We start from the raw sequence: 15,854 nt of genomic DNA, 5'->3' as shown, positions 1-15,854 counted from the left end.
CGACCGCGAGATCCGCCGCTGCCTCAAGCGCTACATCGCCCGCCAGCTCCACCGCCAGCTCGAAACCCCACCCACCCGGCCCAACACCCCGCTGACCATTGACAGCCCATAGGAGCGTCGCTTTAGTCCGGTATGGCCGGACTAAAGCGTCATGAGTGGGGACGCGGGCGGGGGACGAGCGGGCGGTCAGGTGCGGCGGGAGCCGGCGTCGTCCGGCGTCGACGACGTGCCCTCGATCGCGTCCCGGCAGCCGGCGACCAGGTCGCAGCCGCTGCAGGCCCCGCCACAGGTCGGGGCGGGCTGCTGCGCGGCGATCGCGACGGCGGCGGCCCGCGCGCCGAGCGACCCGCCCAGCCCGGCCAGTACGACCAGTCCGGCGACGGCGATCACGGCCAGCACCCACGGCGTCGCCCCGCCGCGCTCGGTGAACAGCAGCGCCACACCCCCGACCAGGCCGATCGCCCCGGCCGCGCCGACCGGAGCCGCGGCGACCCGGTTGGCGAGGATGAACGCGTCGGCGGTGCGCAGGCTGTCCGGGGTGCGGACGCCGACGTACCGGTTCCGCGGCAGCTTCCCGGTCGCGCCGAGGACGGCGAGCAGGACGAGGACCGCTCCGACGGCCACGAGCAGGACGGCGAGCACGAGGCGCAGCGTGGGGGGCACGTGACCAGGGTAGAACCCGGCTGAACCGGGTCGCCCGCCCCGGCTACCCTGGGCACATGTGCACGGCTCGCCGACTTCCCGGCGCCGCGTCGTAGCGAGAGCGACTCGACGGCGACGCGGCGACGACCCCTCCTGCCTCCTGCGGCGCGAGGGGTCGCAGCGTGTTCCGGGCCCCGACCGGGCCGTCGCGACAGGTTTCCCGAGGTGAAGACGGACATGAGTACCGAGACCAGCACCGCCGAGACGACCGGGGAGCGGGCTGCGCAGCCCGACCGCCCCGCATTCCGGTACGACGCCGAGATGGCCGGCCGGATCGAGCGGAAGTGGCAGGACTTCTGGGAGGCCGAGCAGACCTTCCACGCCCCGAACCCGGGCGAGCCCGGCTCGGAGAAGCCGAAGTTCTACCTGATGGACATGTTCCCGTACCCGTCCGGGGCGGGGCTGCACGTCGGGCACCCGCTGGGCTTCATCGGTACCGACGTGCTGGGTCGCTACCTGCGGATGACGGGGCACAACGTGCTGCACCCCATGGGGTTCGACGCGTTCGGCCTGCCCGCCGAGCAGTACGCCGTGCAGACCGGGACGCACCCGCGGACCACCACCGAGGCCAACATCGCCCGGTACCGGGAGCAGCTGCGCCAGCTGGGCCTGGGACACGACCCGCGCCGCTCGGTGTCCACCACCGACATCCCGTTCTACCGCTGGACCCAGTGGATCTTCCGGGAGATCTTCGAGGCCTGGTACGACGCCGACGCCGGCCGCGCCCGCCCGATCGCCGAGCTGCGGGCGTCGTACGAGTCGGGCGAGCGCTCCACTCCGGACGGACGTCCGTACACCGAGCTGTCCGAGGGCGAGCGCCGCGCGCTGATCGACTCGCACCGGCTGGCCTACATCTCCGAGGCCCCGGTCAACTGGTGCCCCGGCCTGGGCACGGTGCTGGCGAACGAGGAGGTCACCCCCGAGGGGCGCTCCGAGCGTGGCAACTTCCCGGTCTTCCGCCGCAACCTGAAGCAGTGGATGATGCGGATCACCGCCTACGCCGACCGGCTGGCCGACGACCTGGACCGCGTCGAGTGGCCCGAGTCGGTCAAGGCGATGCAGCGCAACTGGATCGGCCGCTCCGAGGGCGCGCGCGTGCGGTTCCCGGTGCAGCACGGGGCCGACGCGATCGAGGTCTTCACCACCCGTCCGGACACGCTGTTCGGTGCCACCTACATGGTGCTGGCCCCGGAGCACCCGCTGGTCGAGAAGATCGTCCCGGCGGCCTGGCCCGCCGGCGTCGACGCCCGCTGGACCGGCGGCGCCGCGACCCCGGCCGAGGCCGTGGCGGACTACCGGGCCGAGGCCGGGCGCAAGTCCGAACTGGACCGCCAGGAGAACAAGGACAAGACCGGCGTCTTCACCGGCGCGTATGCCGTGAACCCGGTGAACGGGCAGCCGGTCCCGGTGTTCGTCGCCGACTACGTGCTGATGGGCTACGGCACCGGCGCGATCATGGCGGTGCCCGGCCAGGACCAGCGGGACTGGGACTTCGCGACCGCGTTCGGACTGCCGATCGTGCGCACCGTCGACCCGGGCTCGGGCCCCGGCGGCGAGAGCTACGACGGCGAGGCGTTCACCGGCGAGGGCCCGGCGATCAACTCGGCGAACGACGAGGTCAGCCTGGACGGGCTGGGCATCGCCGAGGCCAAGCGGACGATCATCGACTGGCTGGCGGCCCGCGGCGACGGCGAGGGCGTCGTGCAGTACAAGCTGCGCGACTGGCTGTTCTCCCGGCAGCGCTACTGGGGTGAGCCGTTCCCGATCGTGTGGGACGAGCACGGCCCGGTCTCGCTGCCGGAGGACCAGCTGCCCGTCGTCCTGCCGGAGGTCGACGACTACTCGCCCAAGACCTACGACGCCGACGACGCGAACTCCGAGCCGGAGCCCCCGCTGTCCCGGGCGAGCGAGTGGGTGAACGTCGAGCTGGACCTGGGGGACGGCCCGAAGGCCTACCGCCGCGAGACGAACACGATGCCGCAGTGGGCCGGCTCCTGCTGGTACTACCTGCGCTACCTGGACCCGGAGAACGCCGACCGGTTCGTCTCGAAGGAGGCGGAGCAGTACTGGGTGGGCAAGGACCTGGCGCGGTCTCCGGAGGACCCGGGCGGCGTCGACCTGTACGTCGGCGGCGTCGAGCACGCGGTGCTGCACCTGCTGTACTCGCGGTTCTGGCACAAGGTGCTGTTCGACCTGGGCCACGTGAGCAGCGAGGAGCCGTTCCGGAAGCTGTTCAACCAGGGCTACATCCAGGCGTGGGCCTACACCGACGCGCGCGGCATGTACGTGCCGGCCGAGGAGGTCGCCGAGGAGATCGGGGCGGACGGCACCAGCCGTTTCACGTGGAACGGCGAGCCGGTCACCCGGGAGTACGGGAAGATGGGCAAGTCGCTGAAGAACGTGGTGACGCCCGACGAGATGTGCGACCGCTACGGCGCGGACACGTTCCGGCTGTACGAGATGTACACCGGTCCGATGGAGGCCTCGCGTCCCTGGTCGACGCGGGACGTCGTCGGCCCGCAGCGGTTTCTGCAGCGGGTGTGGCGCAACCTGGTCGACGAGCAGACCGGTGAGCCGACCGTGGTCGACGACGAGCCCGGTGACGAGGTGCAGCGCGCGCTGCACAAGGCGATCGCCGGCGTCCGGGCCGACTACCCGGCGCTGCACTACAACACCGCCGCGGCGAAGCTGATCGAGCTGAACAACGTGCTGACCAAGCGGGGAACGGCCGTCGAGCGGCCGGTGGCCGAGGCGCTGGTGCTGATGATGGCGCCGCTGACGCCGCACCTGGCCGAGGAGCTGTGGCAGAAGCTGGGCCACGACGGCTCGCTGGCCTACGCGCCGTTCCCGGAGGCCGACGAGCGCTTCCTGGTCGCCGACACCGTCGAGTACCCGATCCAGGTCAACGGCAAGGTCCGGTCCCGGGTCACCGTCGCGGCCGACGCCGAGCAGGACGAGATCCGTGCCGCCGCGCTGGCCGACGAGAAGATCGTCGCCGCGCTGGACGGCGCGGAGCCGAAGAAGGTCATCGTCGTGCCGGGTCGCCTGGTCAACATCGTGCGCTGACGCGCTCGTGAGTGGTTATCGCGGTGCCCACCGCGATCACCACTCACGAGCGGCGGAGCCGCCACGGGAACGAAGTTCCCCGGCCGGTCGTTGTGCGGGGCGGAGGTGTCCGAAATGACCGGAGCACTGCTGACGCTGATCGTGGCGCTGGCGGCCGTGGCGGCCGTCGTCTGGCTGGTCCGCCGGCGCAACGCCGAGCAGGCGGCGCGGCTTCAGGACGCGCAGGCCGATGCCCGCCGCTGGGTGGAGCGGCTCGGTGGGCAGGTGCTGTCGCTGGTCGGCAACGACGAGCCGTCGCGCCAGGCCCTCGCGGACGCGGCCGAGCGGTACACCGCCGCCGGGTCGCAGATGGAGCAGGCGAAGACCGAGGCGCAGTGCCGGCAGGTCACCGAGACCGCCTACGAGGGTCTGTACTACGTGCGCGCCGCCCGGACCGCGATGGGTATGGACCCCGGTCCCGAGCTGCCGCCGCTGCCCGGCCAGGCGAGGGCCGGTGAGGTCACCGAGGAGCGCGAGGTCCAGGTCGAGGGCCGCACGCTGGGCGCCTCACCGCAGCCGACCGACCGCAACAGCCACTTCTACCCGGGCGGCACCGTCGCCGGGCGCCCGGTCCCGCGGGGCTGGTACTCCGAGCCGTGGTGGAAGCCGGCGCTGGTCGCCGGTGCCTGGGGCGTCGGGTCGGCGCTGCTGTTCAGCTCGATGTTCGCCGGGATGGCCGGGGCCGACCAGGCCGCCTTCGCCGGTGCCGACGGCATGGACGGCGGCGGTATGGACGGCGGGATGGACGACCCCGGCGGGATGGACGGCGGCGACGGCGGCATGTTCGACGGCGGCGGCGACTTCGGGGACTTCGGCGGCGACTTCTTCTGACGGGTCCCGCACCCGGCGCGCGGTCAGCGCGGGTGGTGCCGCGGGGGCTTCGCCGGGCGGCGGGTCGCACCGCTCGCCGGATCGGGCGGGCTGCTCAGGCCCGGCTCCGCGAGCCACGCGGCGACCGCGTCCACCACGAACGACGCGTCCTCGACCGCGGCCTTCGCCTCCGACTCCGGCGCCGGCGAGTCCGAGTGGTCGGCGAGCCCACGCCGGTTGAACAGCGAACGCAGCAGCTGCCCGGCGCGCGGGTCGAGGGAGCGTTCCCGCACCACCCGCCGGACGAACGCGCTGACGACGTCGGAGTGCTCGGCCCGGGTCTCCCCCAGCACGAGCAGCGCGGTCTCGGCCGCCCGGAAGGCGGCGTGGAACGCGCGGGAGACGGCGGCGTCGGCGTAGCCGTGCTCGGTGAGCAGCCGGGCCGCATCGAGCTCGGTCCGCGCCCGGGCGATGCCGGTCCTGCTCACAGCAGCCCCTGGATCACAGCAGCCGCACCGCCTCGCCGCGGGCCCGGATCACCGTGGGGTCGCCGGGCCGGGTGAGCTCGCCCTGCCCGACCGGGAGCACGCTGATGGTCAGGCCGGAGCGCTCGCAGTGCCGCCACAGCAGGTCGTCCATCGCGCGCACCTCGTCCCACGGCCGGACGTGACCGGTGGAGTCGTCGAGCACCACGAGCAGGTCGAGCGCGGACTCCACGGACCCCTCGCCGCTGGCCCAGGACCCGAACAGCAGAACCTGGCGCAGCCGGTCCCCGTAGAACCCGGCCAGGTCCTGGGCGACGGCGGCCGGCACGTCGTCGTTGGACGGGTCCGGATCGGGGTGCTGGGCCCGGGCCCGTCCGGCGTCGTCGTCGGTGATCAGCCCGGAGTCGGCGAGCCAGTCGATCGCCCGGCGCCGCGCCCGGGCGTCTCGGAAGCGGAACCACTGGTCGCGGACCTCGGGGAACTCGAACAGGGTGTTCTTGAACCGGCGGAACGCGCCGCGGCCCTCGATCGCCCGGTCCAGCAGGTCGGCGGCCCGCCGGTGCTGGACTCCGGCGGTGAAGTCGGCCATGTCGCGGTAGGACTCGCTGCTGGTGACGGGCTCGATCTCGACGAAGTGCCCGGGCGGCTCCCCGCCGTCCGGGTCGTCCTCGGAGTACGGCCCGACCTCACCGGTGGCCGGGTCGAGGAACCACCGCATGTCCGGCGACCGGTCGTCGAGCGCGTCGGCGAGCGCGGACAGGTCGACGCGGCCCGGATCCAGCATGCGGCGACTGTAGTGCGGGTCCGGGTCAGTCGTCCTCGTCGTCGCCCCAGAACAGGTGCGCCACGAGCACCGCGCCCCAGATGCCGATCGGGAAGATCGGCCAGAAGAAGTTCAGCTGACCGGATGCGATCGAGGTGATCGCCCAGATCGCGGTGAGCAGCACCGCGACGCCGGCCCAGGACCGCCACTCCTTGAGGTAGGCGCGCTTCGACTCTGCCTTCTGGGCTTCGGCCCGATCGGCCCGGACCGAGGGCAGGTGCTTGCGCTTGACCTTCGGCAGGTCGGCGACGACCTGGTCCAGCTCGCCCCGGGTCGCGGCGGCGTAGGCGGCGCGCAGTCGCTCGTCGTATTCGCTCAGCGAGAGCCGGCCCTCGTCCTGGGCCAGCTTCAGACGATCCGCCGTCTCTTGACGGTCCGCGTCCGACACCCGGACCAGTTCCTGGCTGTTCTCCTGTTCGTCCCCCATGCAGCCGAGAGTAGCCGGGGTTCAGGCGCCCGGCGTCGGTCGTCCGGTCGATGCCGGCACCGGCGTGTCGGGCACCGATGAGCCGGTGGCCCGCTGGAAACCGCGGCCGGTGGCGATCGCGACGCCGGCCAGGCACACCGCACCGCCCACCAGCGCCAGCACGGCCGGGACCTCGCCGAGCAGCGTCCAGGACATCGCGACCACCAGCGGCGGCACCGCGTACGTCGAGGCCGTGAGCCGGCCCGCACTCGTGCGGGACAGCGCGTATCCCCAGGTGAGGAACGCGATCGCGGTCGGGAAGACGCCGAGGTAGACGGCCCCGGCGATGGCCGGGCCGGGGGCGTCGGCGAGCTCGGCGACCAGCCGGGGCGCGAACGGCAGCAGCGCGACGGTACCGGCGGCGGCGCCGACCCAGGTCACCGTCAACGGGTCGATGCGGACCAGCAGCCGCTTCTGCCCGGTGGCGGCGCCGGCGTAGGTGAACGCGGCCAGCAGGCCGAGCAGGACGCCGGTCAGGTCACCGCCGGTGGAGGTCGTCACCGCGATCAGCGCCACGCCGGTGAAGGCGACGGCGATCCCCGCGAGCAACCGGGCCGGGAAGCCCTCCCCCAGCAGCAGCCCGGCGAGCACCGCGACCACCACCGGGGCGATGTTGACCAGCAGCGCGCTGGTCCCGGCGTCGAGGTGTCGCCCGGCGGCGTTGAGGGCGATGTTGTAGAGCCCGAACCAGGCCGTGCCCCACACCGCGACCGCGACGAGCAGCCGGCCGCGCGGGAGGGGTGCCGGGATGCGGCCCCGGCGGCCGCTCCGGGCGCGTACCGCGGCCACGATCACGGTGAGCGTGAGCGACCCGACGAGCATCCGGCCCAGTGCGAGCGCGCCCGGCGAGAGGTCGTGTCCCACGGCCCGGATGCCGACGAACGCCGAAGCCCAGAGCACGACCGTCACGGCGGCGGCGGCGAGTGGCAACAGCGGGTGGTGCGGGGCGAGTGTGCGGGTCACGAGGAGGATCCTGCGCCCGGCAACAGTTCAGTACCAGCGATTTCATCTACCGGACCATTCAGTCCCTCTGTACTGTCCGGCCATGCTCGACACCCACCGTCTGCGGGTCTTCTCCTCGGTCGTGGCCAGCGGCTCGGTCCAGGCCGCGGCCGCGAACCTCGGCTACACGCCCTCAGCGGTGAGCCAGCACGTCACCGCGCTGCAGCGGGAGACCGGGCTGGCCCTGTTCGAGCGTTCCGGCCGCGGGCTGCGGGTCACCGCCGCCGGCCTGGTGCTCGCCGAGCAGGCCGACGCGGTGCTGGCCCGGATCGGGGAGGCCGAGATGGTCGTCGGGGACCTGCGGGCGGGCCGTACCGGGACGCTGTCGCTGTCCTACTTCGCGTCGGTCGGTGCCGCCTGGCTGCCCCGGGTGGTACACCGGCTGACCGGTGAGTTCCCCGGCGTCCGGCTGGATCTGGCGTTGCGCGAGTGGCTGCCCGACGACCCGGCCGACCGGTCGGACGTCCAGATCGCCGTGGAGCGCGCCGACTACGCCGCCTGGCCCGGGTTCACCGTGCACCACCTGCTCGACGACCCGTACGTCGTCGTGCTGCCGGACACCCACCCGCTGGCCGGCCGGGACGAGGTCGAGCTGGTCGAGCTCGCGGGCGAGCGCTGGGTGGACAACGACTTCGCCCGCGGGCGGTGCCGGCTCACCCTGGTCGAGGCGTGCACCGCCGCCGGGTTCCGGCCGCCGTTCCACGTCGAGGCGCACGACTACCCGGCCGCGATCGCGTTCGTCGCGGCCGGGGTCGGGATCACCGTGCTGCCCGCGCTGGGGGCGGCCCGCCTCGAGCCGGGGACGTGCGCGGTGCCGGTCGTGCGGCCGTCGCCGGTGCGCTCGATCCTGGCCGTGGTGCGCGACGCCGCCGCGCACACCCCACCGGTGCGGGCCGTGCTGGAGGAGCTGCACGGGGTCGCGCGGCCGGGTGTCATCCCTGCGGCCGCACCATGATCTCGGTGAGCTGCGCCTCGCGGGTCGCGGTCAGCGCCGCGAGCACCGCGGCCGCCACCGACTCCGGGCGCAGGAACCTCGAGCCGTCGTAGGTCCCGCCCTCGTGCGCGACCACCCCTCGCTGCATCGCGGTGTCGGTGCGGCCCGGGTGCACCGAGGTGATCCGGATCCCGTTGCCGGCCTCCTCGGCGCGCAGCGCGTCGCCGAACGCGCGCAACGCGAACTTCGTCGCCGCGTAGGAGACCCAGCCCGGCTTCGCGGTGAACCCGGCGCCGGAGTTGATCAGCACCACGTCCGCCCCGCCGTCGGCGCCGGCGGCGCGCAGCGCGGGCAGCAGCAGCCGGGTGCTCTCGGCCACCGCGACGACGTTGACGTCGTACATGTGCCGCCACAGCGCCGCCGGGGTCTCGGCGACGGTGCCGAGCTCCCCGGTCCCCGCCGAGTGCACCACCGCGTCCAGCCGCTCGATGCCGGACAGCGCCCCGGCCAGCGCGTCGTCGTCGGTGAGGTCGAGAGGCAGCGGGGTCACGGTGCCCGGCCCGGCCGCCAGGCTCTCGGCCACCGCGGCGAGCCGCTGCTCGTCGCGGCCGCCGAGCAGCAGGTCGTAGCGCGGGGCGAGCAGCTGCGCGACGGCGGCCCCGATGCCCTGGGAGGCACCGGTGACCAGGGCGAGCGGTCGGCGGGGAGAGATCATGAGCCCGAACCTACGCACCCGGCACCGGCGGTGCCCGGGACGACGAGGTCGGCGTACGAGCGGGTCGCCTCGATCAGGGCGGCGTTGGCCCCGTCGACGTCGTGCGCCCAGGCGGTGGCGGCGGCGGGCGAGCGGCCGTGCCGGGTGTGCCGGTCGACCAGCCGCCGTAGCCGCTCGTCGGACGGTGTCTCGACGAACCACGCGGCGGTCAGCAGCGGACGGATCCGGGCCCACGGCTCGTCGGGAACCAGCAGGTAGTTGCCCTCGACGAGCACGATCCGGTGCTCCGGGGAGATCGCGATCGACCCGGCGACCGGCTCGTCGACGGACCGGTCGAAACCGGGCGCGTAGACGGTCTCGCCGGTCGTCGTCGCGATCCGGGCGAGCAGGGCGGCGAACCCGGCCCCGTCGAAGGTGTCGATCGCGCCCTTGCGGTCGTGCCGCCCGAGCCGGTCGAGGGTGCTGTTCGCGAGGTGGAACCCGTCCATCGGCAGCGCGACGGCGGCCGGGCCCAGCCGCCGTGCCAGCGCCGCGGCCAGCGTGGTCTTCCCGCTACCGGGGCTGCCGGCCAGTCCGAGGAGGATCCGCGGGCGGTCGGCGAGCAGTCCGGCGACGCGGTCCGCGAGCGCGTCGGCGGTCGGGGGGCGGGGCTCGGTGGTCACCGGGCAGGTGTAGCCGACGTGGCCCGGCTCCCGGAAGAACAGGACGGGACGACGACGGCCCCGGACCGTGCGCGGGGGCGCGGGTCCGGGGCCGGCGGGGTCGCGACCGCGTCAGACGCGGCGGGCCGAGTTGAACGGCATCGCGTCCACGTTGCTGATCTTCACCGGCTGCCCGCTGGTGGAGGCGTGCACGATCTGGCCGCCACCGATGTAGATGCCGACGTGGCTGACCGGGCTGTAGAAGAAGACCAGGTCACCCGGCGCGAGGTTCGCGCGGGACACCGGGGAGCCGACGGTCGACTGGGCACGGCTGGTGCGCGGCAGGTCCTTGCCGGACTGGGCGAAGGCGTAGCTGACCAGACCGGAGCAGTCGAACGCACCGGGACCGGTGGCGCCCCAGCTGTAGGGCTTGCCGAGCTGGGCCAGCGCGGTCGAGACCGCGCTGGTGCGCACGGCGGCGGGGCTGGTCGCCGCGGCGGCGTCGGCCACGGCCGTGACGGCCGGTCCGGAGCCGGCCGCCGGTGCGGCCGGCAGCGCGAACGCGGCCGGCGCGACGTCCCGGGTGACGGTCGTGGGGGCGGAGGTGGTGGCGTCCGTGGCGGGCGCCGCGGTGGCGGCGGGGAGCACGGACAGGGCGGCGGCCGCGGCTGCGGTGGCAGCCACGACGGCGACGCGGAGCGCCGGAGCGGGTCGCTGGGACACGGGGGAACGTCCTCGCAGGTGTCGCACCGCCCGGAGGCCGGGAGCGGCGGGGCGCGCGACCGGGGCCGGGCGGCCCGCCCGCGTTCCTCACCCGGGCGGTGACCCTGCGCCCGCCATCCCGGGTGGACGGCGATCGCGCCAGGGCCGGGACGGCACATTACGAACACATATCGCCCAATTAAATGACGTGGCGCACATTTCGTACATGACTGCGCTCACGACGTATAACGAGAACATTCCGGACAGGAAATATCAACATCCGGAAACGGCGACGGCCCGGTCCTGACCTGCGCAGTCAGTAACCGGGCCGTCCCCGAGAGAATTGATCAGCTGTCGATGTCACCCCGGATGAAGGACTCCACCCGGTCCTGCGCCACCGAGTCGCGGTACTGCTCCGGCGGGGACTTCATGAAGTAGCTCGACGCCGAGAGGATCGGGCCACCGATACCGCGATCGGCGGCGATCTTGGCCGCGCGCACCGCGTCGATGATGATCCCGGCCGAGTTCGGCGAGTCCCAGACCTCGAGCTTGTACTCCAGGTTCAGCGGCACGTCACCGAAGGCGCGGCCCTCCAGCCGCACGTAGGCCCACTTGCGGTCGTCCAGCCAGGACACGTAGTCGGACGGGCCGATGTGCACGTTGCCCTTGCCCATGTCCCGGTCCACCTGGGACGTCACGGCGCGGGTCTTCGAGACCTTCTTCGACTCGAGCCGCTCCAGCTCCTTCATGTTCAGGAAGTCCATGTTCCCGCCCACGTTGAGCTGCATCGTGCGGTCGAGCTGCACGCCGCGGTCCTCGAAGAGCTTCGCCAGCACCCGGTGGGTGATGGTGGCGCCGACCTGCGACTTGATGTCGTCGCCGATGATCGGCACGCCGGCCGCGCGGAACTTCTCGGCCCACTCCGGGTCGGAGGCGATGAACACCGGCAGGGCGTTCACGAACGCGACGCCCGCGTCCAGCGCGGCCTGCGCGTAGTACCGGTCGGCGTCCTCGCTGCCCACCGGCAGGTAGGAGACCAGAACGTCGGCCCGCGCGTCCCGCAGCGCCTGCGCGACGTCGACCGGCTCGGCGTCGTCCTCGGTGATCGTCTCCCGGTAGAAGCGGCCCAGCCCGTCGAGCGTCGGGCCGCGCTGCACGGTGACCCCGAGCGGTGGCACGTCGCAGATCTTCACGGTGTTGTTCTCGCTGGCCGAGATGGCATCGGCGAGATCCTGGCCGACCTTCTTGGCGTCGACGTCGAACGCGGCCACGAACGTCACGTCACGCACGTGGTAGCCACCGAAGTCGACGTGCATCAGGCCGGGGACCTGGGTCGACGGGTCGGCGTCCGCGTAGTAGTGGACGCCCTGCACCAGCGACGCGGCGCAGTTGCCCACGCCGACGACCGCGACCCGAACCTGGCTCATGTCAGGCTCCTCCTGTTGTCTCGTCCTGTCGTTCCCCGCCGGACCCTGGTCCGGCGGCCGTGCCGGCGTCGTCGCCGGTGATGGTCGTGTGCGGCCGCCCGGCCGGTCCCCCCGACGCGTCGGCCTGTTCGGCCCGCTCGGTGGCGATCAGCTCGTTCAGCCAGCGCACCTCGCGCTCGGAGCTCTCCAGCCCGAGCCGGTGCAGCTCACGGGTGTAGCGGTCGATCTGCTCGCCGGTCCGGCTCAGCGCGCTGCGCAGTCCGTCCCGGCGTTCCTCCACGGTCCGCCGGCGCCCCTCCAGGATCCGGATCCTGGTCTCGGCCGGTGTCCGGGAGAAGAAGGCCAGGTGGACGCCGAAGCTCCCGTCCTCCCACGCCTGGGGGCCGGCGTCGGCCAGCATGTCGGCGAATCGCTCCTTGCCCTCGGCGGTGATGCGGTAGACGCGGCGGCCGCGCCGCGACCAGCCGGCGCCGTGTCCGGGCCCCTCGGGGTCCGGTGCCTCGGCGATGAGTCCCGCGCGCACCAGCCGGCGCAACGCCGGGTACAACGACCCGTAGGAGAATGCCCGGAACCCGCCCAGCCGGCGACCGAGTTGCTTGCGCAACTCGTAGCCGTGCAACGGCCCGTCCTGGAGCAGACCGAGGATCGCGAACTCCAGCACTCCGCACACCCTCCTGTCCCCCGTGGTCGCACCGGTGCGGATCCGTGCGCCCAGCATATCGGTCCGATACATCGGCGTGCCCGGCGAATGATCGTTTTCACAGGCAGGACAGCGGACGACGGTGTCGCGGGCGGGCGCCGGGGGAGGACGGCGATCTCCCACGGTGGACGGCCGCGCGTACCCTGGTCGGGTGCTCAGCCCGCGACAGGTGGTCGACTACGCCCTGCAGCGCCGCGCGCTGCTGGCCGACCTGCGCGCCGGCCGGGTGGGGCAGGAGGCGGTGTGCGACGCGGGCGCCTACCTGCAACGCGCCGCCCGCTTCCACGGAGCACCGGTCGAGGACAGCTGCCCGGTGTGCCGCAAGGACCGGCTCGTCCAGGTGTCCTGGGTGTTCGGCGAGAGCCTGCGGCACGTCTCCGGGTCGGCCCGGTCCACCGAGGACCTCGAGCTGCTCGCCGCCCACCATCCCGAGTTCACCGTGCACGTCGTCGAGGTCTGCGGAACCTGTGCATGGAACCACCTGGTCCGCTCGTTCGTCCTCGGCACCGGCCGCCGACCCCGCCGCGGACGCAGGACGGCGGACGGCTGAGACCGATGGCCGACCCCCACACCTCCGACGACCCGGTCGCCGCCGGTGACGCGCACGGCGCGCACCCGTACCGACTCCTCTCCGACCCCCGCCGTCCCGGACGCCCCCGCCCCGGGACCCGGCGGACCAGCGATGCATTCGGAGCCGCCAGGTGAACGACGAGCGTGACCCCCGGCGCACACCGCCGGGCCCACCGCCCGGGCCCCCGCCTCCCCACGGGCGCCCGCTCCCCCCGCCGGCGCCCCGCCCCGGCGGCGCTCCGCGCCGTGCCGGTCCCCCGCCGCCGCCGCCCGGCCGTCCGCCGGGCGGTCCCGGGCCGCAGGGCCGCCCCGGTCCGCCGCCCGGTCACCCACACGGTCCACCACCGGGTCCACCACCCGGTCCGCCCGGCGCGCCGCCGCCGCTGCTGACGCACGACGCCGGTATGAACGCCGGCATGCCGGGCCCCGCCGCGCCGCCACCCCCGCCGCACCGCTCGAACACGCGGCGCACCGGAGGCGCCGCGGCGTCGGCCCGGGCCGGCTCGCGCCCGGGTGGCGGAGGCAACGGCCGCCCGCCCGGTCCGCCCGGAAAGAGTGGTGGGAACCGCCGCTCCGGCGGGGACGGTGACGGCCGGCCGAGCACACGGCGTCGCCGGATCCGGAACGCGCTGATCGCCCTCGGCGCCCTGTCGCTGATCGGCCCGCTGGTCGCCTTCGCGATCGGGTGGCTGGTGTATCCCGTGCCCAGCGCCGAGGACATCGCCGTCACCCAGGTCGCGACGTTCACCTACGCCGACGAGAGCCCGCTGGCGACCGTGCGCCCGGACAACGTCAACCGGACCAGCGTCCCGCTCGACCGGGTGCCCGAGTCGGTGCAGCGGGCCGTGCTGTCGGCCGAGGACCGGTCGTTCTTCTCGAACCCGGGCTTCAGCGTCACCGGCATCGGGCGTGCGGTCATCAACCAGCTCACCGGCGGTATCGGCGGTGGGTCGACGATCACCCAGCAGTACATCAAGGTGACCACCGGCCAGGACCAGTTCTCGCTGTTCCGGAAGTTCCGCGAGGTGGTGCTCGCGGCGAAGATCTCCAAGGAGATGACCAAGGAACAGATCCTGGAGAACTACCTGAACGCGATCTACCTCGGTCGCGGGACCTACGGCGTGCAGGCCGCGAGCCAGGCCTACTTCGGCAAGGACGTCGCCGACCTCGACGTCTCGGAGGGCGCGATGCTCGCCGGGATGATCCAGTCGCCGAGCCGGTGGGACCCGGCGAAGAACCCCGACGTGACCGAGCAGCGCTGGAACTTCGTGCTCGACGGCATGGTCGGGGAGGGCTGGCTGGACCCGGCCGAGCGCGGCCGGCAGGTCTTCCCGGAGTGGCGCGAGCCGTCCAACGAGGCCGGCGGAGGTATCCCGGGTGACCACCGCGGGCACGTCTACAACGCTGCCCGCGCCGAGCTGGAGCGTCTCGGCATCTCCGACACCGAGATCAACACCCAGGGGCTGACGGTCACCACGACCATCGACCCGAGGGCTCAGCAGGAGGCCGCCGAGGCGGTCGAGAGCGAGCTGGACGGCCAGCCGGAGAACCTGCGCGCCTCGCTGGTCTCGGTGGACCCGAAGACCGGCGCGGTGCTCGCCTACTACGGCGGCGCGAACGGCGTCGGCCTGGACTACGCCGCGGTGCTCAAGCAGCCCGGGTCCTCGTTCAAGCCGTTCGTGGTCGCCGCCGGTCTGCAGGCCGCCGACCCGATCGGCCTGGGCGCGACCTACGACGGGTCCTCGCCGCAGACGCTGGCCGGGACCGAGGTCGCCAACTCCGAGGGCGTCAGCTGCGGCAACTGCTCGGTCAAGCAGGCGATGACGCAGTCGATCAACACGATCTTCTACCGGATGGCGCTCGACATCGGACCCGCGCAGGTCGCGGCCGCCGCACACCAGGCGGGCATCCCGGAGAACCTGCTCCAGGAGCCGACCGGAGGCATCTCGCTGGGCGACCGCGAGGTGCACCCGATGGACATGGCGGCCGCCTACGCGACGTTCGCCAACGACGGGACGAGGCACGAGCCGTTCCTGGTGACCCGGGTGACGGCCGGCGACGGCCGGGTCATCTTCGACCGGGGCGCCGCCGACCCGGGCGAGCAGGTGATGGAGTCGGGCGTGGCCCGCAACGTCACCGAGTCCATGATCGACGTCGCGAGCTCGTCGCGGATCGGGCTCGGCGACGGCCGCCCGACCGCGGTCAAGACCGGGACGGTGCAGAGCGCCCAGCAGGGCCAGAACAACGACGCCTGGACGGTCGGCTACACCCCGTCGGTGTCCACCGCGGTCTGGGTCGGCACCGACGACAACTCCCCGATCCAGAACTCGTCGGGCAGCCCGATCTTCGGCCGGATGCTTCCCGGCTCGATGTGGCAGTCGTACATGAGCGACATGCTGTCCGGCACCCCGGTCGAGCAGTTCTCCGACTTCCAGCCGATCGGCCAGGCGCCGGTCCGCGAGGTCTCGAGAGCCGAGCGGGACACCGACCGCAACGGCGGCGGCGAGCAGCGCGAGTCCGAGCAGGGCCGCGGCGACTCCGAGCGCGAGGGCGACGACCGCAACCGCGACCGGGACGAGGAGCAGGCCCGCGAGGAGCGCGACCGCGATCGCGGAGACGGCGACGGCGGGGGCGAGGAACGGTTCTCCGACCGTGGCCGCGGACCGGACGGCGGCGGGGGCGGCGACTCGGACGGCGGTGACGGCGACGGCTCGGACGGGGACGGCAACTGAGCCGAGGCGGCCGCTCCGGTGACGCCCCGCCCCGGGCGTC

15 protein-coding genes are annotated in these 15,854 nt (G+C 73.5%); 5 read left to right on the top strand and 10 right to left on the bottom strand.

What is annotated here, in order from left to right:
• Window positions 1–186: 186 nt before the first annotated feature.
• A complete protein-coding gene (locus tag WIS52_RS31360) occupies window positions 187–663 on the bottom strand; it encodes an SdpI family protein (protein ID WP_349302054.1) in 477 nt (158 codons plus the stop codon).
• A 216-nt stretch (window positions 664–879) separates the two neighbouring features.
• Between WIS52_RS31360 and leuS the strand changes: the two genes are divergently transcribed.
• Both leuS and WIS52_RS31350 read left to right on the top strand, forming a co-directional pair.
• On the top strand, window positions 880–3,768 hold the full coding sequence (gene leuS / locus WIS52_RS31355) for a leucine--tRNA ligase (RefSeq protein ID WP_349302053.1): 2,889 nt from the start codon (window positions 880–882) through the stop codon (window positions 3,766–3,768).
• 114 nt (window positions 3,769–3,882) lie between these two features.
• Window positions 3,883–4,638, top strand: coding sequence for a hypothetical protein (locus tag WIS52_RS31350; RefSeq protein ID WP_349302052.1), 756 nt, complete (start codon window positions 3,883–3,885; stop codon window positions 4,636–4,638).
• A 23-nt stretch (window positions 4,639–4,661) separates the two neighbouring features.
• On the opposite strand, the gene WIS52_RS31345 is transcribed toward WIS52_RS31350, so the two are convergent.
• From WIS52_RS31345 to WIS52_RS31330, 4 genes are read right to left on the bottom strand one after another with little or no spacing between them, the layout of a single operon-like run.
• Entirely contained in the window at window positions 4,662–5,105 is a 444-nt protein-coding gene (locus WIS52_RS31345; protein ID WP_349302051.1) for a HEPN domain-containing protein, read from the bottom strand.
• A gap of 13 nt (window positions 5,106–5,118) precedes the next feature.
• Window positions 5,119–5,886: a UPF0158 family protein gene (locus tag WIS52_RS31340; RefSeq protein WP_349302050.1), complete on the bottom strand. Its 768-nt coding sequence runs from the start codon at window positions 5,884–5,886 to the stop codon at window positions 5,119–5,121.
• Window positions 5,887–5,911: 25 nt separating this feature from the next.
• Complete coding sequence (locus WIS52_RS31335) at window positions 5,912–6,352, bottom strand: DUF1707 SHOCT-like domain-containing protein (RefSeq protein WP_349302049.1); 441 nt, start codon at window positions 6,350–6,352, stop codon at window positions 5,912–5,914.
• Window positions 6,353–6,373: 21 nt separating this feature from the next.
• Complete coding sequence (locus WIS52_RS31330) at window positions 6,374–7,354, bottom strand: DMT family transporter (RefSeq protein ID WP_349302048.1); 981 nt, start codon at window positions 7,352–7,354, stop codon at window positions 6,374–6,376.
• Window positions 7,355–7,436: 82 nt separating this feature from the next.
• Between WIS52_RS31330 and WIS52_RS31325 the strand changes: the two genes are divergently transcribed.
• On the top strand, window positions 7,437–8,348 hold the full coding sequence (locus WIS52_RS31325) for a LysR family transcriptional regulator (RefSeq protein ID WP_349302047.1): 912 nt from the start codon (window positions 7,437–7,439) through the stop codon (window positions 8,346–8,348).
• Here the strand turns inward: WIS52_RS31325 and WIS52_RS31320 are convergent.
• The 5 genes from WIS52_RS31320 to WIS52_RS31300 all read right to left on the bottom strand — a co-directional run bounded on the left by WIS52_RS31320 (window position 8,326) and on the right by WIS52_RS31300 (window position 12,473).
• Entirely contained in the window at window positions 8,326–9,042 is a 717-nt protein-coding gene (locus WIS52_RS31320) for an SDR family oxidoreductase (RefSeq protein WP_349302046.1), read from the bottom strand. The two genes, WIS52_RS31325 and WIS52_RS31320, sit on opposite strands and share 23 nt — an antisense overlap.
• Entirely contained in the window at window positions 9,039–9,704 is a 666-nt protein-coding gene (locus WIS52_RS31315; RefSeq protein ID WP_349302045.1) for a nucleoside/nucleotide kinase family protein, read from the bottom strand. The genes WIS52_RS31320 and WIS52_RS31315 overlap by 4 nt, the downstream gene beginning before the upstream one ends.
• Window positions 9,705–9,815: 111 nt before the next feature.
• Window positions 9,816–10,406, bottom strand: a complete 591-nt coding sequence (locus WIS52_RS31820; RefSeq protein WP_379612225.1) for a C40 family peptidase — start codon at window positions 10,404–10,406, stop codon at window positions 9,816–9,818.
• 326 nt (window positions 10,407–10,732) lie between these two features.
• On the bottom strand, window positions 10,733–11,812 hold the full coding sequence (locus WIS52_RS31305; protein WP_349302044.1) for an inositol-3-phosphate synthase: 1,080 nt from the start codon (window positions 11,810–11,812) through the stop codon (window positions 10,733–10,735).
• Between the two features lies 1 nt (window position 11,813).
• The gene (locus WIS52_RS31300; RefSeq protein ID WP_349302043.1) at window positions 11,814–12,473 is read right to left on the bottom strand and encodes a PadR family transcriptional regulator; all 660 of its coding nucleotides are present in this window, start codon (window positions 12,471–12,473) and stop codon (window positions 11,814–11,816) included.
• Window positions 12,474–12,663: 190 nt separating this feature from the next.
• On the opposite strand from WIS52_RS31300, the gene WIS52_RS31295 reads away from it, so the two are divergent.
• Both WIS52_RS31295 and WIS52_RS31290 read left to right on the top strand, forming a co-directional pair.
• The gene (locus WIS52_RS31295; RefSeq protein WP_349302042.1) at window positions 12,664–13,062 is read left to right on the top strand and encodes a DUF5318 family protein; all 399 of its coding nucleotides are present in this window, start codon (window positions 12,664–12,666) and stop codon (window positions 13,060–13,062) included.
• A gap of 436 nt (window positions 13,063–13,498) precedes the next feature.
• Window positions 13,499–15,814: a transglycosylase domain-containing protein gene (locus WIS52_RS31290; RefSeq protein ID WP_349302041.1), complete on the top strand. Its 2,316-nt coding sequence runs from the start codon at window positions 13,499–13,501 to the stop codon at window positions 15,812–15,814.
• Window positions 15,815–15,854 lie beyond the last annotated feature (40 nt).

Origin of the sequence: Pseudonocardia nematodicida, from assembly GCF_040105385.1 — a bacterium.
GTDB classification, from domain to species: domain Bacteria; phylum Actinomycetota; class Actinomycetes; order Mycobacteriales; family Pseudonocardiaceae; genus Pseudonocardia; species Pseudonocardia nematodicida.
The sequence above is the reverse complement of the archived record's forward strand: the minus strand, read 5'-3'. Positions and strand labels throughout refer to the sequence as shown.